Origin of the sequence: Pseudomonas sp. PS01297, from assembly GCF_029959305.1 — a bacterium.
Classification (GTDB): Bacteria; Pseudomonadota; Gammaproteobacteria; order Pseudomonadales; family Pseudomonadaceae; genus Aquipseudomonas; species Aquipseudomonas helleri.
Genome location: NZ_JASCPQ010000009.1, coordinates 23,771 through 50,680 on the forward strand (window position 1 = coordinate 23,771; position 26,910 = coordinate 50,680).

Genomic DNA, 26,910 nt, shown 5'->3' on the forward strand with positions numbered 1-26,910 from the left:
ATGCAAACAGAGCACGAACAGACACTCGATGATGGCCAGCCGATCAAGTGGAATTTCTCGGTCGATGCGTTCATGTCGCAGACCTACGACTTCAGCGATGACAGCTTGAATGCGCTGTATCAGAAGACCAAGGCCAACCAGTGGGATGTTAATACCGACATCGACTGGAGCTACGAGCTCAACCCGGACAACCCTCTGGGCATGCCGGACGGTACGTTGCTGATCTACGGCACCGATGTCTGGAACAAAATGAATGAACAAAACCGTGCCGAAATTCGCCATCACTCCCAAGGCTGGACCCTGTCACAGGTGCTGCACGGTGAACAGGCGGCCTTGATCTGCGCATCGAAGCTGGCGGTGGCCGAAGAAAGCCTCTCGGCACGACTCTGTGCCGCCGGGCAAATCATCGATGAAGCCCGTCATATCGAAGCCTTTGGTCGCTTGGTCAACAGCAAGCTGCCGATCAGCTACCCCATGAGCAAGGCGCTCAAAGGCCTGCTGGAAGAAACCATTACCACCAACAAACTCGACATGACCAACCTGGGCATGCAAGTGCTGGTGGAGGGCATTGCGCTGTCACTGTTCCAAAGCATGGTCGCTTACACCAAAGACCCGTTCATCAAAGACCTGATGACGCGTATTCAGCGCGATGAAGCGCGCCACTTCGCCATTGGCCGTATCACCCTGGGCAGTGTGTACAAAGAAATGAGCAGCACTGAACGCAAGGAACGCGAAGAGTTTGTGGTGGAAGGGGCTTACACCTTGTACGAGCACCTGTGCGCTGACGACATATGGGAGCCAATGGGCTTATCCAAAAGAGAGTGCAGCCACCTGGTGAGGAGTTCGGAAGTGGCCAACTCCATGCGCCGTTCCATTTTCCGGCGGCTGGTGCCGACCATCCGCGAAATGGGCTTGCTGACGCCCCGTGTGAGCGATGCCTTTGAAAAGCTCAGAGTGCTGGACTACGCCGCCATGCCGATGCCGGCTTAACAAGGAAGACAGTCATGATGCCCCCAACTACTGCGGCAACACACAGCCCCGCCCCCTTCACCATCGGTATTGACGCCGCCGCTTACGAACTGCCCGGCGAACGCCAGGACCTGAATGACTGGGCTCAGCAGCATAAGTTGCCCGCCGAGCGCCTGGAGATGATCCGCAATGCGGGTTGCCGTTACTTCCATGTGGCACCGGACATCGACGAGGTCGAGCTGGCCAAGCGCGCGGTCGCTCGCCTGCAAGCCGAGCAAGGCTTTAAAGGCAGCGACATCGGGGCGGTGATCCATGTGCATACCGGGCTGTTCAGCGTACCGCCAGCGCCACGCAGCCTGCCGCTGGAAGTGGCCACGGCATTCGGCATAAACCCTGTGTGGGCCGGGTCAATCGCACAGCTAAATTGCTCCTCGATCAGCGTCGCCATTCAGATGGCCCAGGCGTTGATGAAGGTGCATAGCCAATTGCATTCGGTGCTGATCGTCTCGTCCGACCGCGTCTTCATCGAGCGTTACCGGGTGTTGCAGGCGAGCATTTTAAGTGATGGCGCGGGGTGCTTGCTGGTGACCCGTAACAGCCGCCGTAACCGGGTTGGCGCGACGGCCGTGCGCAATTATGGCAGCTGGTATTTGGGCTCCGTGACCAACAACGCGGTGAAACAGGCCATGTTCAATCTGGAGTGGCACTACACCCGCAAAGTCATGATGGAAGCCGTGGCCGACTGTGGCGTGGCGCTCCGCGATTTCACCTGCATTTTGCCTTACAACTCCAACCACTCTGGATGGAACGCCTTCTGTGGTGCCATGGCGATTCCCGCCACCACGCTCTTTACCGACAACATCCTGAACAAAGGTCACTCCTTTGGCTCGGACCTGGCGATCAACCTGGCCGACAGGGGCTTGAGCAAAGTCGATGCCGGGGCACACCTGATGAACATCACGGAATCGGACAACGGTTCATTTTCGGCCTTGACCCTTCATCCGGTGAATTGACATGACAACAACTCACGCCTCCCCGCCGGTCCGGGACGACGCAGCAGCAGCGACCGATCAATGGCTGCTGAATCTTAAAACGCCGTGCTATGTGCTGGACCCTACTGTCGTCATGGCCCGTTACGCGGATTTACGCGAGCGGCTGGGTACGCGGTTGATTGTGTCGCTCAAGGCCAACCCCAACCTGGATCTGTTGATCCGTTGCGGCCACGCGTTCATCGACGGTGTGGAGCTGGCCAGCCTGGGCGAACTCGATATTGTGGCGGGCCGCATCAACGCCCCCAAATACGTGAATAACCCGTCCATGGATGAAGATTTCATGCGCGCGGCCCTGGCTTCACGCTGCACGTTCATTATCGACAGCCTGGAGCAGGCGCAGCGATTGATTAACGTCATCGGTAAACAGGCCGCGCCGCACACGGTATTACGCTTGAACGCGGGCCAACTGGTGAGTTCGGGCAAACACCCGGCGGACCATTTCGGCATGAGCCGCCACGACGCCTTGCTGACGACGGCTGCATTGACCCAGGCCAACGTGCCCGTCATCGGCCTCCATACGTTTGCGGGCTCCAACAGTTTTCACATCGATGACAAGGGTGCCGATGCTGCCGCCCTGGCCCACGCACTCGCGACCTTTGCGCCGCAGGTCGCACGCCTGACCGGCATGCCGGTTGAGTTTCTTAACGTCGGTGGTGGTTTCTCCGAGCACTTCCCTAGCCAGGCGCAGACGTTTGACGCGTATCGCCAGCGTATTGCGCCGCTGCAAAAAGACTTCAAGGTCGTCCATGAGTCCGGGCGCGGCGTCTTCGCCGGCGCAGGCACTTTCGTGACCCGCGTGCGCTCAGTCAAAGCGTTGGGTGATCGCTACGTTGCCGTCTGCGACGGTGGACTGAGCCATAACTTCTTGCTGGCCAAAACTGAATCCATGTTGAAGCACTACGCGCAGCCGCGTCTGCTGCGGCGCCAGCCGGCGCCGGTAGATGCGCCCCCGTTGCCGATTCAGTTCGTGGGCAGCACCTGCAGCCGCGCCGACGTGATCGGCTGGAGCCATGACGCTTCGGCGCCGCCAAGCGTGGGCGATCTGGTGATCTTCGAGAACTGCGGCGCCTACAACCAGACGTACAGCGTCAGCGCATTTCTCTCGCAGAGCCCTGCACACACCTATATCCACCAATCCTAGGGACGTCACCATGACCGCCCACATCAGTTTGTACGACCTGTTGAAAGACAGCGCCCACCACCATGGCGACCGCCGTGCGTTCGCGCAGGGCGCAAAGATGGCGACTTATTCCGAACTGCTGCAAGACGTGCGCCTGACGACAAAGAGGCTGGCCGATAGCGGCGTGCAAGCGGGCGAACGCGTCGCGGTGTATGCGGGCAAGCAGTACGAAACCGTGGTCATGTTCCTGGCGATCAATGCCCGGGGGGCGATCCTGGTGCCCATCAATCCGCAGCTCAAAGAGCAACAGGTGCGCCATATCCTGCTGGACAGCGGTGCGCGCTTGCTCGTCAGCACGGGCCCACGCCTCAGACGCATCGAGGCGATGGTCAAGGACATCGAAATCGATGCCTGGCCGCTGGAAAGACTGCAACCCGATCACCCGGACACGCCGACCGATGCCGCGCTTGCTGACGCACACAGCGCCGTCACTGACAGTGACCCTGCGGCCATTTTGTATACCTCCGGCTCAACCGGACGGCCAAAAGGTGTGGTGCTGTCGCAGCGTAACCTGGTGTCTGGCGCCCATAGCGTCGCTCACTATCTGGGCTTGCGGGCCGATGACGTGATCCTGGGCATATTGCCGCTGAGCTTCGATGCCGGGCTCAGCCAACTGACCACGGCGCTGGCCAGCGCAGCGTGCTACGCGCCGCTGGACTTCCTGCAAGCGAGCGAAGTGCCGACGTTCTGCGAAGCCCATGGCGTCACGGTGATTACCGGCGTGCCGCCCCTCTGGATGCAACTGGCCTCAGTGCAGTGGCCGCAGCCTACCGGCGCACGCCTTCGCTGCTTTGCCAATACCGGCGGGCATATGCCACCGCCTTTGCTGGAAAAACTCAAAAGCGCATTCCCCCATGCGCTGCCCTACCTGATGTACGGCTTGACCGAGGCTTTCCGCTCGACCTACCTGGCACCGGAAGCAGCCGCCACGCGGCCCGACTCCATCGGCAAGGCGGTGCCCAACGCTGATATCCGTGTGATGCGCCCGGACGGCACCGAATGTGCGGCGGGTGAACATGGCGAATTGGTGCACCGCGGGGCATTTGTCACGCTCGGGTACTGGAATGACCCCGAGCTAACCGCTCAGCGCTTTCGTCCTTGGCCACGCCCGGACTCGCAGATTTCACGCACCGAAACAGCGGTCTGGTCGGGCGATATCGTCTACCGCGACAGCGACGGCTTTCTGTATTTCGTTGCGCGTAGCGACGACATGATCAAGACCTCCGGCTATCGCGTCAGCCCCACCGAAGTCGAAGAAGTCCTCTTTGCCGTGGATGACGTAGCCGAGGCAGCAGCGTTTGGTGTGCCGCACCCGCAACAGGGCGAAGCCATCATCATCAGCCTGTTCGCCCACCCGCACATTCAGACCACCGCCCAGGCATTGATCAAGCTGTGCAGGGAAAAACTGCCCACTTACATGGTCCCGCTGCATGTGTCCTTCCATGACTCGCCTTTACCGCGCAACCCGAACGGCAAGATCGACCGAAAGCAGTTGAAGCAGCAGTTTTCCGAGTTTTTCTCTACCTCACTTACGGTCACGGAATAGCACCATGCTTCGAATTCGCGCTATCGCTTCTCACGTTCCCGACACGGCCCCGTTCCAGGCGGTACAGGCCCGGGAAAAAAACATCGGCTATGGCCATCTGTTGTACAAGTCAGCGGTCTTTTCCATGCCGCGCGGCAAGGGCAGGATCGACGCCGAAGAAACGCTTCGGCTGCTTCCTACGGCGAGCATCGAACTGCCGGTAGCGCCCCCAGCGCAAAGCGGCGCCGACCTGGCGCTGGAAGCGGTCGCGCTGTTGCGTGAACAGATTCCGGCAGACACGCTGGCACAAGTGACCCACATTGTGGTGACCAATGCCGCCCTTAACCAACGCATCAATGAATCGGTCGCAGGCCGTATCCAGCATGCACTGGGTTTGCCCAAAGCCTTGCCTTTCGCCATCGGCCAAGCGGGGACGGCGGGGGTATTCAACGCTCTGAGCATGATCGAGGCGCTGGTCAGCCTGGGCGGCAAAGTGCTGTTGGTGGCGTCCGATAAGTGGCTTTACCCCTTCTTTCGCGCCTGGGGTGATCTGGTGGTGTATGGCGACAGCGCAGCGGCCATCTTGCTCGATGGCGACGGTGAGGCCGGGCCAGGCTGGGGGGCGATCCGCGCCTCGGCGATGCACTATGGCGCAGCCATCGACAACCCTTGGGGGCTGACACCCGCCGCCCTTGCCGAACGCCTACATCCGCTGGCGGTGAGCGCCGCGCAAACGGCGATCGAGCGGGCTGGCCTGAATGCCAGCGACATCGACTGGGTGCTGCCGGCCGGGTTCAGCGACAGCTTCACCCTGGGCGTCAGCCGCGAACTTGGCATTGCGCAAGACCGGCATTTTGAATTCGGTGCCCGGCCTCATCACTCGAGCGCGGCGCCCTTGCTGTCGCTCATGCGCCTGCGTGCCAGCCTCCCCCCCGGTAAAACAGCCACCGTCTTGCTGTGGGATGCAGCCTTGTGCGGCACCGCCGGGGCCATTGTGGCCGAGATCCAGGCTGGCGCCTGACCCCAGATCACACCGCTTATTAATCAGGAAAACCTATGTCTGCTTATAAAGTCAGCCTGCGTGAGCTTCGCTTTTTTTTGTGGGAACTGCATAAAACCGACCAGACTTTTCTCGCTCGGGCGCCGTTCAACGACAAGAACCGTGCCTACTACGATGCCTTGCTGGAGCGCGCCAGAGCGTTCGCTTATGAGCTGGGCAAAGCCTATCAAGCGTCTGACCGGCAGGAGTGCCGCTTGCTGGAAAACGGCACAGTCGAAATCCCCAAAGAGTTCCACGGGCTTTGGCAACGCTATAAGGATGAGTGGATTCAGGTACTGGGCAACGACAGCGAATCGCAGCAACCGGCGTTGCCACCGCTGATTCGGCAAGCCATCCAGGAAATGTTCATGGGCGCCAATCCGGCGTTCATGACCTATGGCGGCTTCAATTTTCCGGCTATCAAACTGTTGAAGCTGCACGGTACCGCAGCGCAAAAGGCAACGTACCTGCGCAAGCTTCAGCACTACGACTGGGACGCGTGCTTCTGCGCCACCGAGCAGCAGGCGGGCAGCGACCTGACGGCTGTCACCACCGTCGCAAAACCCCTTGAAAACGGCGAATACGCCGTCAGTGGCGAAAAGGTCTACATCTCGGCGGGCATGCATACGCTGACCGAAAACACCGTTTATTTTGTTTTGGGCCGCATTAATACCACCACCTCGACTTCGTACTCGCTGTCCTGCCTGCTAGTGCCGCGTTTCTGGCCTAACCCAGAAACCGGAGAGCTGGAAGACAACCATGTCGAGTGCACGTCCCTGCTGCGCAAAATGGGCTTGAAGGGCTGCGCCAACACCCAGTTGGTGTTTGGTCGAAGCGGCACCACCCGCGCTGTCCTGCTGGGCGATCGCAAAAATGCCGGGTTGCTGCAACTGGTGCCCTTGATGAACCAGGCGCGTATGAGCACGGCGATTATCGGCCTGGGCCTGGCTTCCAGCGCTTATCTGCACTCAGCCGATTTCGCCGGTAAACGGCTGCAAGGGCGCGCCATCAGTCGCACGTCCGATGCCAGCGCCCCTGCTGTGCCCATCATCGAACACGCCGACGTACAGCGCATGCTGCTGGAAATGAAGGCTCGGGTAGAGGGCTGCCGTGGGCTGCTCGGCAAATTGACCGGCGCATCGACCCAAGCGTTTGCCCTGGAAGCCGAGCCGGTACTGGACGAAGCCCAAGTCGAAAAATTCCGCAAACTGGTGCTGCTGTTCACGCCGATCTGCAAGGCTTTCGTCTCGGACCAAGCCTGGAAAATCTGCGAGCTGGCGATCCAGGTGCATGGCGGCATCGGCTACACCGATGCTTACCCTGTGGAACAAAATGCCCGCGACGTGAAAATCCTGTCGATCTGGGAAGGTACCAACTACATCCAGTCCCAGGACCTGGTGCGCGACAAGCTGGGTTTTGGCAGGAACTCACGCTTGATCAAGTTTCTGCGCGAAGAGCTGGATGCCTTCTTGAACAGCACACTGGGTGCCGGTACTGAGCTGCAAGGCCAATTCCCGCTGCTGGAAAACGCCATGGTCGCGGTTGAGCAGGCGCTTGCATGGATCAATGAGCACGTGCGTGCCGGTCGCACACACGAAACCAGCCAGTTTTATACCCGCTTCCTGGAAATGCTCGGCCTCACCGCCAGCGCCTGGGTCTTGCTGGAGTCGGCCTGCCTGGCAGAGCGTCAGTTGCGCCAGCCACAGAGCGCCGAAGAAGCGGCTTTTTACCGTGGCAAGGTCAAGACCGCCCAGTATTTTTTCGCCAACATCCTGCCGACTGTGACGCAGCACGCCGACGCCATAGAAAACCTGCTGGTCGCTCACGGCAGCATTACGCTGGATGAATTGGTCCAGGCCGACACGCCCGCACCCGCACCGGCGCAGAGCCTGTTTGGCGGACCGCGCACCTTGTATCGCGGCACCAATATCGACGGCGCCACACTGGAGCCCAATGAAGGCCTGTGGGTTAGAGGTCGCAACCTCAATGACCTGATCGGCAGTGTCGACTTCCCCACGGCGCTATGGCTGGCATGGTTTGGCAACCTGCCGTCCACGACGCAGAGCCAGGCCATTGACGCCGTATTGGTCCGCATTGCCAGCCACCTGTCGCAGGAGCCCGCCTACCGGCGTGGCATCGAAGCCGTGGCCGCCAGCGGTGCCGGCATCGTTCAGGCAGCTGCCTGTGGCCTGCTCGGCGATTTGGCAACGCTGGAAAACATCGCCCTGATTGAAGCGAGCGCGCGCGGTTTGCCCACGCATGCGGACTTTATCCAGGGCCTGGTCAGCATTGCCTCGACGCCGCACTTTCTCCACGCGGCGCTCGGTTATGCCGCCCACGGCGCCGCACCGACCCAACACGCCGAGGCCGTGCTGACTGCCATGGGCGCGACCCGCATCGACGCCCCGTCCATTCGTGTCATCGATGCCCTGCTGGTGGCCTGGCACGCCGGGTTCGGCTACATCACGCCAACGGTGCTGGTACCCCGTACCGCCATCGGCACCGGAGTCAGCATTGCCCAAGCCGTGGCGGCCGGGTTTATGGCCAGCGGACCTAACCATGTCGGCGCAGCCGAAGAAGCGATGACCTGGCTCAAAACCATCAGTGCGCAAGCCAGCCCTGCGGACATACGCCAGGCGGTCGATCACGCGCTGGACCAGCCCGGCAACCTGTTGTTTGGTTTCGGCCATCCGCTATTCGTGCAGGACCCACGGCCACCGCACCTCAGAGCCCTGTTTGCAGAATGGGGATTTGGGGGGCGCTACCTGGAGGTTTTCGACGTCGTCTGTGCCCACGTCCTGGAGCGTAAAGGCCTGCGTCCGAATATTGATTTCATCACCGCCGCGGCCCTGCTCGATCTGGGCGTGACGCAAGCCCGCTGGGGTGTCGGCCTGGGGCTTTGTGGCCGGGTGACGGCCATGGTCGCGCATGCCATCGAACGGCGTGATCGCCCTGCTTTCGGGGTCGGCAGCAAAGCCGCCCGCACGTTATTGGCCACCGTTCCCGTGGGGTGGCTGTAAGACAGCCAGACGCACACTGCCCTTGCTATGCCTACGCCGAAACCTCTGTTAACGCCCTCTACTGCTGGAGCTTAAAAATGTTATTGAAAAACCTGCGACCTGCCGACGAATACGACCGCTTTGCCTCGCAAGCCCTGGAACCCTGGGACGTGATGTTCGTCACGCGCATCCGCCAGATTGCCCGCGACCTGCCGCCCGGCGCCCTGGTCGATATCGGCACGGCCACCGTCGTGGTGCCGGTACGGCTGGCGGCCGACCCGGTATTAAAAGGCTGGCATTTCATCGGCCTGGATCTGGACGAAACCATGCTCGAAGGTGGCCGTCCGCGCATCGAAGCGCTCGGCCTGAGCGACACCATCGAACTCAAAGTGGGCGACGCCCTGGACCTGCCCTTCGCGGACAACAGCCTGACCATGGCGGTCAGCCGCGCCACCTTGCATCACTTGCCGGACAAGGTGAAAAGCCTGACCGAGATGTACCGCGTACTGCAGCCCGGCGGCGTCGGTCTGGTGCACGACATGCGCCGCGATGTCGCCCCGGAGTTGCTGGAAAAATTCACTCAAATGCGCGCGTCGGTGGGTTATCCACCGACCCATGTCGAAGAAAAAGTCACCCTGCAAGAAGCGCGCGAGCTGGTTATCGAGGCGGGCCTGGAGCATTGCACGGTGGTGACCAGCCCCCGTTCAGGGATGGGCGCATTGGGTTTTGAAATCCTCATTAAAAAGCCTTTGTTGGTTTGATACGCAACTCGCCGGGGACAAGGCTATGGATCAACGTACAGATCGGGTTGAGCACTTTCAGGCAATGCTGGGCAGCTCGCAGGTGCAGTGTGGGTTCCTGTCACACGGGCCGATGCCGCTGGTCATAACGCCTGTGGACAACACGCTAAGCGATGACAGCGAGGCGTTTGCGACGTGGTATCGCCAGCACCGGGCGGTCTTTGACAGCCTGCTGCTGGAATTCGGCTGCTTGTTGTTCCGTGGTTTTGCCTTGCGCGAAAACGCGGACTTCCTGGGGATTGCGCAAAACTATCCTGAGCACGCGTTCGGTTATATCGGCGGCGCCACGCCACGCAAAAATATCGAGGGCAGAGTCTACGAATCGACCCGTATCCCGCCCACCCTGAAAATCGGCCTGCATCAGGAAAAGGCCTACATGGCGCACTACCCACTGAAACTCGCCTTCTTTTGCAAACAGCCCTCGCTAGAAGGCGGCGAAACCATTCTGTGTGACATGCGTGCCGTTACCCGCCGCTTGCCAGCGCCATTGGTCGAACGCCTCAGCGCCGCGCGCATTCAGTATGTGCGCAACTTCCGTGCCCCCAGCACGCCCGAGAATGAACCGCGCAACACCCATATGCGCGAATACCACCGGCCTTGGGATGAGGCGTTTCTGACCGATGATCCGCAGCGGGTGGAACAGCTGTGCCGCGAAACTCACCTCGATTACCAGTGGCTCGAAGATGGCAGCATCTCGGTGTCGCATACCGGTGACGCGGTCTTGAAACATCCGCTGACGGGCGAATCCATCTGGTTCAACCAACTGTCGACCCAGCACAACAATGCCCGCTCCCTCGGCAAGCCGGGTTACGCCTACATCCAGCACGCTTATCAGGGCAAACCGGCCCGCCCTTACGATGTGCGGCTGGGCGACGGTACGCCGATCCCGGAGGCTGACATCGCGCCGATCTACGACGCGCTGGAGGCGCAGGAGATCGCTTTTCCCTGGCGCAGTGGTGACATGCTGTTGATCGATAACATTGCCGTCGCCCATGGCCGCAATCCTTTCAAAGGCCAACGCGATGTCCAAGTCGCGTTGTTCGATTGACCATGAACAGTCCAATCCTGCTGACAGACGACAAACACAGGCTGTCCAAACCTGCCGCGCATCCTGAAGTGCAGTTGGCACCCACGCCCACTTATGCGATGGAAGCCAAACTGATCCGGGTCAGCGCTGGCAGTTTCCGCTTCGAGGTCCGCGATCTGCATTTTCGACGCGGTCGGCATACCGCCATCATCGGCCCCAATGGCGCCGGCAAGACCACCCTGATCGAAGCCTTGCTCGGGTTCCGTCAGGCGCATCTGGAAGAGGCGCAGATTCTGGGGGTGGCGGCGACACGTTTTCTGCAAAGCACCCGCCACCGCCAGCGACTGGGGGTGCAATTGCAGCGGGTCGAGTATGAAGACTCGTCGAATGTGCGGGAGATCCTCGACTTGCATTTGGCCCTTTACGGCAAGCAAGACCCGCAGGTAGCGCAGGCTCTGGATATCGAAGCGCTGCGCAAGCTGCCTTATCGGGCACTGTCACGCGGCCAGAAACAGCGGCTCGATTTGTTCGTGGCGCTGGCCCACCACCCGGAACTTGCAGTCCTTGACGAGCCGTTTACCGGGCTTGACCGCGCGTATATCGAGCGCGTCGCACACCTGCTGCGCTACGACCTGGCCGGCCTGACGATCATCATGATTTGCCACTCGGTAGAAGAATTGGATGCCGCCAGTGACGTGGTGTGGGTGTGCAACGGCGGGGTTGAGTATCGAGGCGATAAAGAATCACTGAAGAACCGCCTCGTCGGCGCCTTTCATGCCTGTTTGCAGTTGGACGATGTTGATCAAGTCAACGCCATCTATCACCAGCTGGAGCGTGAAAGCGCGACGCTGCGGTTGTCAAGGCCATCACCCAATGAAATCAGCGTGTACGGCACGCAGGAACTGGAGCCGTTGATACGCCGCCTGATCGGCAACGTTGCGTTCCAGCACTGTGAGTTCGGCCCCACCCACTACCGCGATATGTTGCACCTCTGCGCCCAAGGAGAACTGGATGCTTAGCGTACTGGCGATATTGACGCGCAACGAACTGCTGGGTTTTTTTCGCAGCAAGTCGGCGCTGTTCTGGGCCCTGGCCTTTCCCATCCTGCTGCTGACCGTAATGCTGATGGCTTTCGGTCATCGAGGCTCACTCGGTACGGTCAAGGTCGAGTTTGTGGAGGCAGGCGTCCAGGCCAGCTCAAACACCAGTTGCCAGTTTGCGATCCAGCAGGCGTTTGCGGGCGGTGATCCTGTAAAGGCTGACTTCGCAACCGTCAGCAACACTGCCGCCATCGCAGCAGACACGGTGCGCATTGTATTCCCGGCAGGCGATGGCCCGTTGCAGGTGCAATACGACTTCAACGGCCAGCTCGCGGTACGCGCCGCCGCACGCGTGATCGAGATTGCTGCGGTCAGGTGTTCGGCGGCCCAGCGCGGCATTGTGTCGGCAGACCTGGTGCATTTCGAAGACACGGCCTCTGGCGCCAAGCCTTTCGACTACGGCCAGTTTTTTACCACCGGCATTTTGGTCATCTGTTTGATGTCACTCGGCATCATGTCCACCGCCTTATCGATTGCCAGCTTGCGTGAACACAACGCGCTCAAGATCTACGCCTGCTTTCCCGTGCCGAAGCTGGTTTTTCTGGCCTCTATCCTCGTGTCGCGGGTGGTCATGATGCTGATTTCGGTGGGCTCCTTGCTGCTGGTGGCGCGCTTTGGATACGGCATCGACCTCTCGTTGTGGAGTGTGCAGACCTTGCACGCGTTGCCGGTGATTGTGCTGGGCGGCGTCATGTTGCTGTGCCTCGGCACCCTGCTGGCCAGTCGTACCGCCTCGATAAAAGAAACCGAATTGCTGTGCCATCTGATCCATTACCCGGCCCTGTTCTTCGGCAACCTGACCATCCCGTTGAACGATGCGCCCGCCTGGATCAAAAACATGCTCTCGGTGATTCCAATCAACCAGTTTGTCTCGGTACTGCGCCAAGTGATGCTCGACGGCGCGTCTCTGCCTTCGCTGTGGCTGCCCTTGTTGACCCTGGCAGGCTGGACCGCTTTGTTCCTCTCTGCCGCGACCTTCATGTTCCGCTGGCACAAAAGTTAAGCCCCGCCCCGGGCATTTCATTGCATCTCTATTCAAGGAAACCAGCATGTCTATCAGCAAGCTAGGCCGTGCCTATTTGTCGAATGCCAGCGCATTCATTCCGGTCATTGTGTTCCTTTTGTATGGCCGTTTTGGCCCAGGTGAGGCAGGCGTGCGCTGGGATACCGCGTATGTCGTCAGCGGCATTCTGAGCATTGCGCATGTGTTCTGGCTGTTCAAGTACCGCCCAGGTCACTGGATCGCGCTGGGCGTCGACCTGTACCTGATGATTGGCGCCCTGCTGGCGTGGGTCTCTACCGCTGCTCTGCAAGTGTGGGGGCAGGAGCTGGGGGCTGCCCCCGTGCTGGCGTGCGTCTTGGTGATTGGCTTGGGCGCTACCCGGCTTTCGCCACTGGGTTTCATCGGCGAAGCCAGCAGCGATCATGGGTTGATTAGAAAACTCTCGGTGATGCTGTTGGTGGCCGCTGCCATCGCCGTCGCAGTGTCATTGGCTTTTCGCCATAACACGCTGCTGGGAGGCGTATTGCCCATCGTCGCGCTGGTGCTCACACGCAGCCAACTGCTCAAACGCGTGGTTGCGACGCCATGAGCGATCTGGAACCTGCATCGGGACTCCACGCGTTCCTGGTCGAAGTCGCTGACGTGCTGGGGCAGGCGTCGCTGCTGACCGGGGCGGCCTGTGCACCTTATGAAATCGACGTCGCGCAGTGCCGGGGCAAGGCGGCGGCGGTCGTCCTCCCGCGTGATACCCATGCGGTCAGCGCGCTGATGCGCATCGCGGTGCGCCACCGTATACGGCTGGTCGCCCAAGGTAACCGCAGCGGGTTGGTGGGCGGCGCCGTCACCGACAACTCCGGCACGCAAGTGATCGTGTCCCTTTCGCGCTTACGCCAAGTGCGCGAGGTTGACCCTTTGAACCGCACGGTCATTGTCGACGCTGGCGTGCTCTTGTCTGAGTTGAATCGCCAACTGGAGCCCCATTCGCTGTGCTTCCCTATCGATGTCGGCAGCGACCCGGCGATAGGCGGACTGATCGGCGCCAATGCCGGCGGCAGCCGCTTACTCAAGCATGGCGACGTGCGCCATAACCTGCTCGGCATTGAAGTGGTGCTGGCCGACGGCGACGGCACCGTGGTGCAACTGCTCGCGCCGTTGCGCAAGAACAACACCGGGCTCGACCTCAAGCAGATGTTTGTCGGCACCGGCGGCGCCTTCGGGATCATTACGGCGGCCACACTTGAGCTCAAACGCATCGACCAGTCGACACAGAGCATGTTTGTTGCCTTGCCTGACCATGGGACAGCGCTTGAGGTGCTGCAGGCCTTCGAACTTCAGTTTGGCGACCTGCTGTGCGCGTTCGAAGTGATATCCGAGGCGGCGCTCGCCATTACGTTGCGCAACTTCCCCACCCTGCGCCACCCGTTCAGCCAATCGTCGGCAAGCTGTTATGCCCTGATTGAAATCGCCAGCAGCATGCCGGGCTTGCACACGTTTTTTGCGCAACGAACCGAACAGGTGCTGGAAGCGCTGTATGAAAGCGGCCGGGTTCTCGACGCTGTCCTGGGTAACACCAGCAGCTTTTGGCCACTGCGAGACAACCTGCCGTTGGCCATCGCCAAGGAAGGCATCCCGCTCTCGTTCGACGTGGCGTTTTCGCGTTCACAATTAGTGGCTTTCAGAGATCAGGCTGCGCAGTGGCTAGCGCAGGAACATCCGCTGCTGCAGCTTTACGATTTCGGCCATTTTGCCGACGGCGGCTGCCATTTGATTGTGCTTGTCCCGCATGCGCATATCGCCCAGTACGGCATCGCCAAGATCGTCGCTGTGCGTAGCGGCATCTATAAGCGGGTGTCCGAAAACGGCGGCTGCTTCAGTGCAGAGCATGGTGTCGGGCCAATGAATGCCGCTTATTACAACAAGTACACGACGCCTGAGGTGCAGCACCTCAGCAGGGCCATGCAGCAGTTGATGGACCCGCAAGCTGTGCTGGGCCGCTACCGCTATACCTAGAGCGAACCGCCTGCGCAGTTCATTTCAACGAAAAATCAGGCCTGACGATGGCACAGCAAGCGATAGGAAACATGATGATTACCGGCAAAATGCTCATCGGCCAGTCGGCCGTGCGTGGCGACAACGGATCGCTGTGTGCAATCAACCCTGCCACCCATGAAACGCTGAGCCCCGACTTCGGCGTCGGCGGTATAACTGAGATTGATCAGGCCTGCACGCTGGCGCAGCAAGCCTTCGATCGCTACCGCGCGACCACGGCAGAGCAGCGCGCTCAATTTCTGGAAGCGATTGCCACGGGCATTTTGGCATTGGGGGCTGCGCTGATCGAGCGCGCGTCTCTGGAGTCGGGATTGCCTGCCGCGCGCCTGATCATCGAGCGGGGCCGCACCGTCAGCCAGTTGCGGCTGTTTGCCAAGGTTGTTCGCGACGGCCACTACCTCGGTGCCACCCTGGACAGCGCGCTGCCGACGCGCCTCCCTTCTCGCCCCGACCTGAGGTTGCACAAGATCGCCCTCGGGCCGGTGGCTGTATTTGGTGCGAGCAATTTCCCCTTGGCGTTTTCGGTTGCCGGCGGCGACAGCGCCGCCGCCCTGGCCGCTGGCTGCCCGATCGTGGTCAAGGCGCACGAAGCTCATCTGGGTACGTCTGAACTGGTTGGACAGGTGATTCAGCAGGCAGCCGCTGCCCACCACTTGCCAGAGGGCGTGTTTTCCCTGCTCATAGGCGACGGTCATCTGTTCGGCCAAGCGCTGGTGAGCCATCCCGCGATCAAGGCCGTCGCCTTTACAGGTTCGCGACAAGGCGGCTTGGCGCTGATGCGTACAGCGGCGCAACGCAGCGAACCGATTCCGGTGTACGCCGAAATGAGCTGCATCAATCCCGTGTTCCTGTTGCCGCATGCGCTGTCGATGCGCGCCAGCGAAATCGGCCGTGGATTCGTCGAGGCACTGACAATGAGTGCGGGGCAACTGTGCACCAACCCTGGCTTGGTGATTGCCCTGGAAGGCCCGTCTCTGACCCAGTTTTGCGACACAGCCCTGGACACCCTGCGCACAAAGGCGGCGGCAACCCTGCTGACGCCGGGCATTCATCAGGCTTACCTCGCCGGTGTCGAGGAAACGGCCACTATCAACGGTGTTACGACGCTGGGCCAAGGTGGTCCCGCGCAAAAGCCATGTGCAGCGCAAGCCGCATTGTTCGTCACGGATGCAGCCACCTTTGTGACGACCGGACGACTGGGCGACGAAACATTCGGCCCCAGCTCACTGATCGTCGCCTGCAAGAATGAAGAAGAAATGTTGGCGGTCGCCGAGCACCTGTCAGGCCAACTGACTGCGACCTTGCAACTGGATGACGCTGATCATGCGCTGGCACGAAAACTGTTGCCCATCCTTGAGCGCAAAGCGGGGCGGATTTTGGCGAATGGTTATCCGAACAACGTCGAGGTCTCTCACGCCATGGTGCACGGCGGCCCGTTCCCGGCCAGTTCGGACAGTCGCACCAGCGCGGTCGGCGCCAGCGCCATCGACAGGTTCCTGCGACCGGTGTGTTATCAGGACCTGCCTGCGGCCTTGATGCCCGCAGCGCTACAGGATGGCAATCCGCTAGAACTCTGGCGGACGGTTAATGGTGAATGTGTGCTTGCCTGAGTCAACGTCGGAGCATTTTCCTGATGGCAAAGCACTTCAAGGTTAAAAGCTTCACGTCGCAAAACCATAAAAAAAGCCCCTATACAGGTAATGCTGTTCACTTATGAGATGCGTACGAGTAACTGTAGGAGCGAGCTTGTCTCGCGAGCTTTTAAAAGATCAAAAGATCGCGAGACAAGCTCGCTCCTACAGGGTTCGCTTTCGCTTATGTGAACAGCATTGCCCTGTACAGGGGCTTTCAGAAAGAAACCTTAGATTTAGGTTTCAGGTAATTCTTAGAACGGAATATCGTCGTCGAAGCTGTCGAAGTCAGCGGCTGGCTGTGGAGCCTGCTGTTGCGGCGCTGGACGCGACTGTTGTTGCTGTTGCTGCGGCGCAGGGCGTTGTGCCTGCTGACGCGGAGCGGATTGCTGGTAGTTGTTACCGCCGCCCTGGTTTTGCTGGTCGCCCTGTGGACGGCCACCCAACAGCTGCATGGTGCCTTGCATGTCGACCACGATTTCGGTGGTGTAACGCTTGATACCGTCTTTTTCCCACTCGCGGGTTTGCAGCTTGCCTTCGATGTACACCTGCGAACCCTTACGCAGGTATTCGCCAGCGATTTCGGCCACTTTGCCGAACATCGATACACGGTGCCATTCAGTCTTTTCAACTTTCTGACCGGTTTGTTTGTCGGTCCATTGTTCGCTGGTTGCCAGACTCAGGTTGGTCACGGCATTACCGTTAGGCAAGTAGCGAACTTCGGGATCCTGGCCGCATGTGCCGACCAATATAACTTTGTTAACCCCACGGGCCATAACGTTCTCCTAGGCTTCGCGCACCGGCGCCGGGTTAACCAGCTGCTCAAGTGTCGCGCGATCCAATAGTTCGGTGTCCAATTTGATATAAATCGCAGACTCTTCAGTCACGACCACTGCATCTGTAACGCCCTTAACGGCCTTTAAACGCTCTGCCAGACCTGCTTCGCGCAACGCTTGAGGTGACAACGGCAAGCGCAGGCTTGTTACGTAGGGTGGTTCGCGCATGGTAACAGCAAAGACTAGCCAGAGTGCAGCCAGAGCTGCGCATCCCAGGAACACAGCCGACAAACCGCCATGCTGGAAAAACCAGCCGCCGAGTATGCCGCCCAGTGCCGAACCGAGGAATTGGCTGGTGGAATACACCCCCATCGCCGTCCCTTTCCCGCCCGCCGGTGACACCTTGCTGATCAATGAAGGCAATGACGCCTCCAGCAGGTTAAACGCAGTGAAAAACACCACCGTGCCGATCACCAACGTTCGTAAACTGTCACCGAACTGCCAGAAGAATAGCTCAGTCAGCATCAACGTACTGACGGCGCCGAGCAAAACTCGTTTCATTTTGCGTTTCTTTTCGCCGTAGATGATGAACGGGATCATGGCGAAGAAAGAAATCAGCAGCGCGGTAAGGTACACCCACCAGTGCTGCTCCTTGGGCAGGCCGGCTTTTTCGACCAGCGCCAGCGGCAAGGCAATGAAGCTGGACATCAACATGGCGTGTAACACAAAGATGCCCAAATCCAGGCGCAGCAGGTCGGGATGGCGCAAGGTGGGCAACAAGGCCTGCTTGGCCACACCGGATTCGCGGTGCTGCAAGGTGTCGGTAGAACGCGGCACCATAAACCGGATGATCACGATGCCCAGCAGCGCCATCGCCCCCGTGGCCAGGAACAACCCGGACAGGCCGAAGGCGCGGGTCAGCAGCGGCCCGACGACCATGGCCACGGCAAAGGACAAGCCGATGGTCATGCCGATCATGGCCATGGCCTTGGTGCGGTGCTGTTCGCGGGTGAGGTCGGAGAGCAGCGCCATCACGGCCGCCGAAATGGCGCCAGCGCCTTGCAGGACGCGCCCTGCAATCACGCCCCAAATGGAGTCCGATTGAGCCGCCAGTACACTGCCCAGGGCAAACACGATCAACCCGAGGTAGATGACCGGGCGTCGGCCAATGCGGTCAGAAATAATCCCGAAAGGGATCTGAAAGAGAGCCTGAGTCAGGCCGTAAGCGCCTATCGCCAATCCAATCAGTGCAGGTGTAGCGCCTGCCAGGTCCATGCCATAGGTCGCCAGAACCGGCAACACCATAAACATGCCAAGCATACGGAACGCAAACACAAGTGCCAGACCGCTGGCTGCGCGGGTCTCGCTGCCACTCATGCGTTCGCTTTGGGGATCGTGCATGGAAAAACCTCATGTGAACCGGCGGCGATTCTATCAGTCCCATCGAGTAACAGCACACACAGGAGCGGGCCGCGACGCTTTGTCACGTAAAAGTTAAGAAACGCCTGACAGAACACACACCCAACGTCAGCAGCCGCTGATGACATGCAGCCATCAAGGACCTGCACAGTTTTCCCGCAGATACGTATACTCAGTCGTTTACGTTATGCCCGCCAAGCGAGGCCGCAGTGGACAAGATCCTGATACGTGGGGCACGAACCCACAACCTGAAGAACATCGACCTGACCCTGCCAAGGGACAAACTGATCGTCATCACCGGACTGTCTGGCTCCGGCAAATCATCCCTGGCGTTTGACACGTTGTATGCCGAAGGCCAACGACGTTACGTCGAATCTTTGTCGGCTTATGCCCGCCAGTTCTTGTCGATGATGGAAAAGCCCGACGTCGATACCATCGAAGGGTTGTCACCGGCGATTTCGATCGAGCAGAAGTCGACCTCGCACAACCCGCGTTCTACGGTCGGTACGATCACCGAGATTTACGATTACCTGCGCCTGCTGTACGCCCGCGTCGGTATCCCGCGTTGCCCGGATCACGATATCCCTCTGGAAGCTCAGACGGTCAGCCAGATGGTTGACCTGGTGTTGGCTCAGCCCGAAGGCAGCAAGTTGATGCTGCTGGCGCCGGTGATCCGCGAGCGCAAGGGTGAGCACCTGTCGGTATTTGAGGAGTTGCGTGCGCAGGGCTTTGTGCGGGCCCGTGTGGACGGCAAGCTCTGTGAGCTGGATGAACTGCCTAAACTCGACAAGCAGAAGAAGCACACCATTGATGTGGTGGTTGACCGCTTTAAAGTGCGTGCTGACCTGCAGCAGCGCTTGGCGGAGTCGTTTGAAACGGCCCTGAAGCTGGCCGACGGTATTGCGCTGGTCGCGCCGATGGACGATGAGCCGGGTGAAGAGATCATCTTCTCTGCGCGCTTCGCCTGCCCGATTTGTGGCCACGCCATCAGCGAGCTTGAACCCAAGCTGTTTTCCTTTAACAACCCGGCTGGCGCGTGCCCGACCTGCGACGGCCTGGGGGTGAAGCAGTTCTTTGATATCAAGCGCCTGGTGAACGGTGAGTTGACCCTGGCCGAGGGTGCCATCCGCGGCTGGGACCGGCGTAACGTCTATTACTTCCAGATGCTCGGGGCGCTGGCCAAGCATTACGATTTCAGCCTTGAAGTGCCGTTCAATGAACTGCCTGCCGACAAGCAGAAAGTCATTCTGTACGGCAGTGGCTCTCAGAACGTGGATTTCCGCTATCTGAATGATCGCGGCGACATCGTGAAGCGCTCGCACCCGTTTGAAGGGATTGTGCCGAACCTTGAGCGTCGCTATCGGGAAACCGAGTCCGCTACGGTGCGTGAAGAGCTGGCCAAGTTCCTCAGCACGCAGTCTTGCCCGGATTGCCGTGGCACCCGCCTGCGCCGCGAGGCCCGTCATGTATGGGTGGGTGAGAAAAACCTGCCGGCCGTGACCAATATGCCGATTGGTGATGCGACTGAGTATTTCACTAGCCTGAGTCTGACCGGGCGGCGTGGTGAAATCGCGAACAAGATCCTTAAAGAAATCCGCGAGCGCCTGCAGTTTTTGGTGAATGTGGGCCTCGACTACCTGTCGCTGGACCGCAGTGCCGACACGCTGTCGGGCGGCGAGGCGCAGCGGATTCGTCTGGCCAGCCAGATTGGCGCCGGTTTGGTGGGCGTTCTGTACATCCTCGACGAACCCTCGATTGGTTTGCACCAGCGCGATAACGACCGTTTGCTGGGCACGCTCAAGCACCTGCGCGATATCGGCAACACGGTGATTGTAGTGGAGCACGACGAAGACGCGATTCGTCTGGCGGATTACGTGGTGGACATCGGGCCGGGTGCCGGGGTGCATGGCGGGCATATCGTGGCTGAGGGGACGCCTGCCGAAGTGATGGCGCACCCTGACTCGCTCACCGGCAAGTACTTGTCTGGCCGGGTGAAAATAGAAGTCCCTGCCAAACGCACACCGCGCAACAAAAAGCTGACACTGTCGCTCAAGGGCGCCCGCGGCAACAACTTGCGCAACGTCGACCTTGAGATCCCGATTGGTCTTCTGACCTGCGTGACCGGTGTTTCGGGTTCGGGCAAATCGACACTGATCAACAACACGCTGTATCCGCTGAGTGCCACCGCACTCAATGGCGCAACCACCCTGGAAGCTGCCGCCCATGACAGCATCAAGGGGCTGGAGCACCTGGATAAAGTCGTCGACATTGATCAAAGCCCGATTGGCCGGACGCCGCGTTCCAACCCGGCAACCTATACCGGGTTGTTTACGCCGATCCGCGAACTGTTTTCGGGCGTGCCTGAGTCCCGTTCGCGGGGTTATGGCCCAGGGCGTTTCTCGTTCAACGTGAAGGGTGGGCGCTGCGAGGCGTGTCAGGGCGATGGCCTGATCAAGGTAGAAATGCACTTTCTGCCGGATATCTATGTGCCGTGCGACGTGTGCAAGAGCAAGCGTTATAACCGCGAAACCCTTGAGATCAAGTACAAGGGCAAGAGCATCCATGAAGTGCTGGAGATGACGATCGAAGAAGCGCGTGAGTTCTTCGATGCAGTCCCTGCACTGGCGCGTAAGCTGCAAACGCTGATGGACGTAGGTTTGTCGTACATCAAGCTCGGGCAGTCCGCCACGACGCTATCAGGCGGTGAGGCGCAGCGGGTCAAGTTGTCTCGCGAGCTGTCCAAGCGCGACACCGGCAAAACGCTGTACATCCTCGATGAGCCAACTACCGGCCTGCACTTTGCGGACATTAAACAATTGCTGGAAGTGCTGCACAGGCTGCGCGACCACGGCAACACGGTGGTAGTGATTGAGCACAACCTGGATGTGATCAAAACCGCAGACTGGCTGGTGGACCTCGGCCCGGAAGGCGGCTCGAAAGGTGGACAGATCATTGCGACCGGCACGCCGGAAGCAGTGGCTGAGATGACCCAGTCTCACACCGGTTTCTACCTGAAGCCATTGCTGATCCGCGACCGCGCTTAAATCGCGGTATTAAAAAGCCCCTGTCATTGCGAAATGACAGGGGCTTTTTGTTGGGCGTGAAGACTGCCGATCAGAACTGCGATTGCAGGTAGTTCTGTAAACCGATGGACTTGATCAGGCCCAGCTGTTTTTCCAGCCAGTAGGTGTGGTCTTCTTCGGTGTCTGCCAATTGGATGCGCAGGATGTCGCGGCTCACGTAGTCTTTGTGCAGTTCACACAACTCGATGCCTTTGCACAGTGCCGCACGCACTTTGTACTCCAGGCGCAAATCGGCGGCGAGCATCTCTGGCACGGTGGTGCCGACGTCCAGATCATCCGGGCGCATGCGTGGCGTACCCTCGAGCATGAGAATCCGGCGCATCAACGCATCAGCGTGTTGTGCCTCTTCTTCCATTTCGTGGTTGATACGCTCGTACAACTTGGTGAAGCCCCAGTCCTCGTACATACGGGAATGGACAAAATATTGGTCACGTGCAGCCAGCTCGCCGGTTAACAACGTGTTGAGGTAATCGATTACGTCCGGGTGCCCTAGCATCGCCCCACATCTCCCTGCTTGAAAGGCTGTAGTTTGAACCAAGCTGACTGAGAGGTCACGGCTCAATCGCAATAAATACGCTAATTTGCACAGAAAATACGCCTAAATAACGCAAAAACCGCCCATTTGAGGGCGGTTCTGCTTCTCACTTAGACTTACTTCACCGTTACACCCAAGGCCTTGGCAACGCCTTGACCGTAGGCCGGGTCTGCTTTGAGGAAGTGCTGCAACTGACGCTGAACAACGTCGTCAGTCACACCTTCCATCGCACCGGCGATGTTGTTGATGAGCAGGGTTTTCTGGTCATCATTCATCAAGCGGAACAGAGCACCGGCGTAGCTGTAGTAGTCGGTGTCCTCACGGTGGTCGTAGCGGTCTGCTGCGCCACTGAGCGCCAGGGGTGGCTCAGCGTACTGCGGGGCCTGCTTGGGCGCGTCAGCGTAGCTGTTGGGTTCGTAGTTAGGCGCAGCCCCACCGTTGTTGCCATAGGCCATCGAACCGTCGCGCTGATAGTTGTGCGCAGGCACACGCGGGGCGTTGATGGGCAGGTGCTGGTGGTTGGTGCCGACACGATAACGGTGCGCATCCGCGTAAGCGAATACACGGCCTTGGAGCATGCGATCAGGGGACAGACCGACACCCGGGATCATGTTGCTTGGGCCAAACGCAGCCTGTTCAACTTCTGCAAAGTAGTTGAGCGGGTTGCGGTTGAGCTCAAGTTCGCCGATCTCGATCAGCGGGAACTCTTTTTGCGACCAGGTTTTGGTGACGTCGAACGGGTTGTCGCGATGCGTCGCAGCCTGGGCCTCGGTCATGATCTGGATGCACACACGCCATTTCGGATAGTCACCGCGCTCGATGGCTTCGAACAGGTCGCGCTGGGCGTAGTCCGGGTCAGTACCTGCCAGACGTGCGGCTTCTTCTGGCGGCAAGTTCTTGATGCCTTGCTTGGTTTTGTAATGCCACTTGACCCAATGACGTTCACCAGCCGCATTGATCAGGCTGTAGGTGTGACTACCGAAACCGTGCATATGGCGATAGCCATCAGGAATGCCGCGATCCGAGAACAGGATGGTGACCTGGTGCAGCGATTCTGGTGAATGCGACCAGAAGTCCCACTTCATATGTGCACTTTTCAGGTTGCTTTGCGGCAAGCGTTTTTGGGTGTGGATAAAGTCAGGGAATTTCAGCGGATCACGAATAAAGAAAACCGGGGTGTTGTTACCCACGATGTCCCAGTTGCCTTCTTCGGTGTAGAACTTGAGGGCGAAACCACGCGGGTCGCGCTCGGTGTCCGCAGAGCCACGCTCACCGCCCACGGTTGAGAAGCGCAAAAAGGTCGGGGTTTGCTTGCCAACGGTGTCAAACAGCTTGGCGCTGCTGTATTGGCTGATGTCACGGGTCAGTGTGAACGTGCCATGGGCAGCCGAACCTTTGGCGTGCACACGACGCTCTGGAATATTTTCGCGGTTGAAGTGCGCGAGCTTTTCGATCAGGTGAAAGTCATCGAGCAACAACGGGCCTCGAGGCCCAGCCGAACGAGAGTTCTGGTTGTCAGCAACAGGGGCGCCGCTGGCGGTCGTCAGGGTTTTGGTCTGGCTCATGCTAATCCTTCCTCAGTCAGTCTTGATGCTGCCGGCTAATCGGCTGAGGAAGAGTATTGACCACGATACCTGTGTGGGCAAATGCATTAAATTGTCGAACTCAATAGCTTTTTATTATCGAACGGACACAAAAAACCGGGCACTAGGCCCGGTTCTTTGTAGAGACTGACGTCTTACTCAGCGGATACAGCTTCACCGCCAACTGGACGATCAACCAACTCGACGTACGCCATAGGCGCGTTGTCGCCAGCGCGGAAACCGCACTTGAGGATGCGCAGGTAGCCACCCTCACGAGTTGCATAACGCTTGCCCAGATCGTTGAACAGCTTACCAACCATAGCTTTCGAACGAGTACGGTCGAAAGCCAGACGGCGGTTAGCAACAGAATCAATCTTGGCCAGAGTAATCAGCGGCTCAGCAACGCGACGCAGTTCTTTGGCTTTCGGCAGAGTCGTTTTGATCAGCTCGTGCTCGAACAGCGACACTGCCATGTTTTGAAACATAGCCTTGCGGTGCGAGCTAGTGCGGCTCAGGTGACGACCACTTTTACGATGACGCATGGTTCATTCCTTACCAAACACAACGTTCGGTGATTACGACGATCAGGCAGTCGCCTTGTCGTCCTTCTTAAGACTTGCAGGCGGCCAGTTGTCGAGGCGCATGCCGAGGGACAGACCACGGGAGGCCAGAACGTCCTTGATTTCAGTCAAGGATTTCTTGCCCAGGTTCGGAGTCTTCAACAGTTCTACTTCGGTGCGCTGAATCAGGTCACCAATGTAGTAAATGTTCTCCGCCTTAAGGCAGTTGGCCGAACGCACGGTCAGTTCCAGATCGTCAACCGGACGAAGCAGGATCGGATCGATCTCGTCTTCCTGTTCGATAACCACTGGCTCGCTGTCACCTTTGAGGTCGACGAATGCAGCCAACTGCTGTTGCAGGATGGTTGCAGCACGACGGATAGCCTCTTCAGGATCCAGTGTACCGTTGGTCTCCAGATCAATTACCAACTTGTCCAGGTTAGTACGCTGCTCGACACGGGCGTTTTCCACCACGTATGCGATACGGCGAACCGGGCTGAACGAAGAGTCGAGCTGCAAGCGACCGATGCTGCGGCTTTCGTCTTCATCGCTCTGACGCGAGTCGGCTGGTTCATAACCACGACCACGAGCTACGGTGAGCTTCATGTTCAAGGCGCCGTTAGACGCCAGGTTGGCGATTACGTGATCGGGATTAACGATCTCGACATCATGATCCAGCTGAATATCGGCAGCGGTAACCACCCCCGAACCCTTCTTCGACAAGGTCAGCGTAACTTCGTCACGGCCGTGCAGCTTGATAGCCAGACCTTTAAGGTTCAACAGGATTTCAATTACGTCTTCCTGTACACCTTCGATGGCGCTGTACTCGTGGAGCACACCATCAATCTCGGCCTCGACTACTGCACAGCCTGGCATTGAGGACAACAGGATGCGGCGCAGCGCGTTGCCCAGGGTGTGGCCAAAACCACGCTCGAGAGGCTCGAGAGTGATTTTAGCGCGGGTTGGACTGACAACCTGCACATCAATGTGGCGGGGTGTCAGGAACTCATTTACCGAAATCTGCATGGATGCACCTATTTTCTAGCCCTTACTTGGAGTAGAGCTCGACAATCAGGCTTTCGTTGATGTCGGCGGACAGATCACTGCGAGCTGGAACGTTCTTGAAAACGCCCGACTTCTTCTCAGTGTCTACTTCTACCCATTCTACGCGGCCACGTTGGGCACACAGATCGAGAGCTTGGACAATGCGAAGCTGGTTCTTTGCTTTCTCGCGGATAGCGACCACGTCACCAGCACGAACCTGGTAGGACGGAACGTTAACGGTTTGACCGTTTACGCTGATCGACTTGTGCGATACCAACTGACGGGATTCGGCACGAGTAGAACCAAAGCCCATACGGTATACGACGTTATCCAGACGGCATTCGAGCAGTTGCAACAGGTTTTCGCCAGTTGCGCCTTTCTTGCCAGCAGCTTGTTTGTAGTAGCCGCTGAATTGACGCTCGAGAACGCCGTAGATACGACGGACCTTCTGCTTTTCACGCAGTTGGGTGCCGTAGTCGGATTGGCGACCGCGGCGTTGGCCGTGGATGCCTGGAGCAGCTTCAATATTGCACTTCGATTCGATAGCGCGCACACCACTCTTCAGGAAGAGATCAGTGCCTTCACGACGTGCCAGTTTGCATTTTGGACCAATGTAACGAGCCATTCTTTACAGTCTCCTGGATTACACGCGGCGCTTCTTCGGCGGACGGCACCCGTTGTGCGGGATTGGCGTCACGTCGGTGATGCTGGCGATCTTATAGCCACAGCCGTTCAAAGCACGGACAGCGGACTCACGACCTGGACCTGGGCCCTTAACGTTAACGTCAAGGTTTTTCAGGCCATATTCCAGCGCAGCTTGACCAGCACGTTCAGCAGCTACTTGAGCAGCGAACGGGGTGGACTTGCGAGAACCGCGGAAACCCGAACCACCGGAGGTAGCCCAAGAAAGCGCGTTACCCTGACGGTCGGTGATGGTCACGATTGTGTTGTTGAAAGACGCGTGGATGTGGGCGATGCCATCAACCACTGTCTTTTTTACTTTTTTACGAGGACGAGCAGCAGGTTTTGCCATGACTAAATTCCTGTCGATTCGCTGGTGCGATTACTTGCGGATCGGCTTACGCGGACCTTTGCGAGTACGCGCGTTGGTCTTGGTACGCTGACCGCGCACTGGAAGACCACGACGATGGCGCAGACCGCGGTAGCAGCCCAAGTCCATCAAGCGTTTGATTTTCATGTTGACTTCACGACGCAGGTCACCTTCAGTGGTGAACTTTGCCACTTCGCCACGCAGCAACTCAATCTGCTCGTCGCTCAGATCCTTGATCTTAGCGGCTGGGTTTACACCAGCATCCACACAGATTTTCTGTGCAGTAGTGCGACCAACACCAAAGATGTAGGTCAGCGAGATAACAGTGTGCTTGTTATCTGGAATGTTAACGCCTGCAATACGGGCCATTCAGTGGGACTCCAATTGACAGCTACCTACGCCCCGGAAGCCAAGAAATAGGGCGCGAGATAATATCGCTGTAATAACAAATAATCAACCCAGCAGCGCACTAGCTGCTGGGCTTC

At 58.9% G+C, this 26,910-nt stretch carries 23 protein-coding genes; 14 read left to right on the forward strand and 9 right to left on the reverse strand.

Annotated elements, in window-relative coordinates; genetic code table 11:
• From QMX84_RS05175 to QMX84_RS05235, 13 genes are all read left to right on the forward strand, one after another.
• A complete protein-coding gene (locus tag QMX84_RS05175) occupies positions 1 to 990 on the forward strand; it encodes a ferritin-like domain-containing protein (protein ID WP_048388963.1) in 990 nt (329 codons plus the stop codon).
• Positions 991 to 1,004: 14 nt separating this feature from the next.
• A complete protein-coding gene (locus QMX84_RS05180; protein WP_282363355.1) occupies positions 1,005 to 1,982 on the forward strand; it encodes a hypothetical protein in 978 nt (325 codons plus the stop codon).
• A gap of 1 nt (position 1,983) precedes the next feature.
• Positions 1,984 to 3,162, forward strand: a complete 1,179-nt coding sequence (locus tag QMX84_RS05185; RefSeq protein WP_282363356.1) for an alanine racemase — start codon at positions 1,984 to 1,986, stop codon at positions 3,160 to 3,162.
• Between the two features lie 10 nt (positions 3,163 to 3,172).
• Positions 3,173 to 4,747: an acyl-CoA ligase (AMP-forming), exosortase A system-associated gene (locus tag QMX84_RS05190; RefSeq protein ID WP_153375787.1), complete on the forward strand. Its 1,575-nt coding sequence runs from the start codon at positions 3,173 to 3,175 to the stop codon at positions 4,745 to 4,747.
• 4 nt (positions 4,748 to 4,751) lie between these two features.
• On the forward strand, positions 4,752 to 5,747 hold the full coding sequence (locus QMX84_RS05195; protein WP_262123459.1) for a hypothetical protein: 996 nt from the start codon (positions 4,752 to 4,754) through the stop codon (positions 5,745 to 5,747).
• Positions 5,748 to 5,782: 35 nt separating this feature from the next.
• The gene (locus tag QMX84_RS05200; protein ID WP_282363357.1) at positions 5,783 to 8,785 is read left to right on the forward strand and encodes a citrate/2-methylcitrate synthase; all 3,003 of its coding nucleotides are present in this window, start codon (positions 5,783 to 5,785) and stop codon (positions 8,783 to 8,785) included.
• A gap of 77 nt (positions 8,786 to 8,862) precedes the next feature.
• Positions 8,863 to 9,525, forward strand: a complete 663-nt coding sequence (locus QMX84_RS05205; protein ID WP_153335211.1) for a methyltransferase domain-containing protein — start codon at positions 8,863 to 8,865, stop codon at positions 9,523 to 9,525.
• 25 nt (positions 9,526 to 9,550) lie between these two features.
• Positions 9,551 to 10,612: a TauD/TfdA family dioxygenase gene (locus QMX84_RS05210; protein ID WP_282363358.1), complete on the forward strand. Its 1,062-nt coding sequence runs from the start codon at positions 9,551 to 9,553 to the stop codon at positions 10,610 to 10,612.
• Positions 10,613 to 10,614: 2 nt separating this feature from the next.
• The gene (locus tag QMX84_RS05215) at positions 10,615 to 11,610 is read left to right on the forward strand and encodes an ABC transporter ATP-binding protein (protein WP_282363359.1); all 996 of its coding nucleotides are present in this window, start codon (positions 10,615 to 10,617) and stop codon (positions 11,608 to 11,610) included.
• Positions 11,603 to 12,694: an ABC transporter permease gene (locus QMX84_RS05220; protein WP_282363360.1), complete on the forward strand. Its 1,092-nt coding sequence runs from the start codon at positions 11,603 to 11,605 to the stop codon at positions 12,692 to 12,694. The genes QMX84_RS05215 and QMX84_RS05220 overlap by 8 nt, the downstream gene beginning before the upstream one ends.
• Before the next feature lie 46 nt (positions 12,695 to 12,740).
• Entirely contained in the window at positions 12,741 to 13,283 is a 543-nt protein-coding gene (locus QMX84_RS05225; RefSeq protein ID WP_153328512.1) for a permease, read from the forward strand.
• Positions 13,280 to 14,704, forward strand: coding sequence for an FAD-binding oxidoreductase (locus QMX84_RS05230; RefSeq protein ID WP_282363361.1), 1,425 nt, complete (start codon positions 13,280 to 13,282; stop codon positions 14,702 to 14,704). Before QMX84_RS05225 ends, QMX84_RS05230 begins: the two co-directional genes overlap by 4 nt.
• A gap of 71 nt (positions 14,705 to 14,775) precedes the next feature.
• The gene (locus tag QMX84_RS05235; RefSeq protein ID WP_282363362.1) at positions 14,776 to 16,353 is read left to right on the forward strand and encodes an aldehyde dehydrogenase (NADP(+)); all 1,578 of its coding nucleotides are present in this window, start codon (positions 14,776 to 14,778) and stop codon (positions 16,351 to 16,353) included.
• Between the two features lie 275 nt (positions 16,354 to 16,628).
• Here QMX84_RS05235 and QMX84_RS05240 read toward each other — a convergent pair whose 3' ends face one another.
• Together QMX84_RS05240 and QMX84_RS05245 are read right to left on the reverse strand one after the other, a co-directional pair.
• Positions 16,629 to 17,150: a single-stranded DNA-binding protein gene (locus QMX84_RS05240; protein WP_048373818.1), complete on the reverse strand. Its 522-nt coding sequence runs from the start codon at positions 17,148 to 17,150 to the stop codon at positions 16,629 to 16,631.
• Positions 17,151 to 17,159: 9 nt separating this feature from the next.
• The gene (locus tag QMX84_RS05245) at positions 17,160 to 18,551 is read right to left on the reverse strand and encodes an MFS transporter (RefSeq protein ID WP_048373821.1); all 1,392 of its coding nucleotides are present in this window, start codon (positions 18,549 to 18,551) and stop codon (positions 17,160 to 17,162) included.
• A 227-nt stretch (positions 18,552 to 18,778) separates the two neighbouring features.
• On the opposite strand from QMX84_RS05245, the gene uvrA reads away from it, so the two are divergent.
• The gene (gene uvrA / locus QMX84_RS05250) at positions 18,779 to 21,613 is read left to right on the forward strand and encodes an excinuclease ABC subunit UvrA (RefSeq protein ID WP_282363363.1); all 2,835 of its coding nucleotides are present in this window, start codon (positions 18,779 to 18,781) and stop codon (positions 21,611 to 21,613) included.
• Between the two features lie 70 nt (positions 21,614 to 21,683).
• Here uvrA and bfr read toward each other — a convergent pair whose 3' ends face one another.
• The 7 genes from bfr to rpsM all read right to left on the reverse strand — a co-directional run bounded on the left by bfr (position 21,684) and on the right by rpsM (position 26,794).
• Positions 21,684 to 22,148 (reverse strand): bacterioferritin, encoded by a 465-nt coding sequence (gene bfr, locus QMX84_RS05255; protein ID WP_048373825.1) that lies wholly within the window; start codon positions 22,146 to 22,148, stop codon positions 21,684 to 21,686.
• 155 nt (positions 22,149 to 22,303) lie between these two features.
• Positions 22,304 to 23,752: a catalase gene (locus QMX84_RS05260; protein WP_282363364.1), complete on the reverse strand. Its 1,449-nt coding sequence runs from the start codon at positions 23,750 to 23,752 to the stop codon at positions 22,304 to 22,306.
• Positions 23,753 to 23,925: 173 nt separating this feature from the next.
• Positions 23,926 to 24,312, reverse strand: a complete 387-nt coding sequence (gene rplQ / locus QMX84_RS05265) for a 50S ribosomal protein L17 (RefSeq protein ID WP_016779185.1) — start codon at positions 24,310 to 24,312, stop codon at positions 23,926 to 23,928.
• Between the two features lie 42 nt (positions 24,313 to 24,354).
• A complete protein-coding gene (gene rpoA / locus QMX84_RS05270) occupies positions 24,355 to 25,356 on the reverse strand; it encodes a DNA-directed RNA polymerase subunit alpha (protein WP_003176403.1) in 1,002 nt (333 codons plus the stop codon).
• A gap of 22 nt (positions 25,357 to 25,378) precedes the next feature.
• On the reverse strand, positions 25,379 to 25,999 hold the full coding sequence (gene rpsD, locus QMX84_RS05275) for a 30S ribosomal protein S4 (RefSeq protein ID WP_003444359.1): 621 nt from the start codon (positions 25,997 to 25,999) through the stop codon (positions 25,379 to 25,381).
• An 18-nt stretch (positions 26,000 to 26,017) separates the two neighbouring features.
• The gene (rpsK, locus tag QMX84_RS05280) at positions 26,018 to 26,407 is read right to left on the reverse strand and encodes a 30S ribosomal protein S11 (protein ID WP_002555466.1); all 390 of its coding nucleotides are present in this window, start codon (positions 26,405 to 26,407) and stop codon (positions 26,018 to 26,020) included.
• A gap of 30 nt (positions 26,408 to 26,437) precedes the next feature.
• The gene (gene rpsM / locus QMX84_RS05285; RefSeq protein ID WP_048373831.1) at positions 26,438 to 26,794 is read right to left on the reverse strand and encodes a 30S ribosomal protein S13; all 357 of its coding nucleotides are present in this window, start codon (positions 26,792 to 26,794) and stop codon (positions 26,438 to 26,440) included.
• Positions 26,795 to 26,910 lie beyond the last annotated feature (116 nt).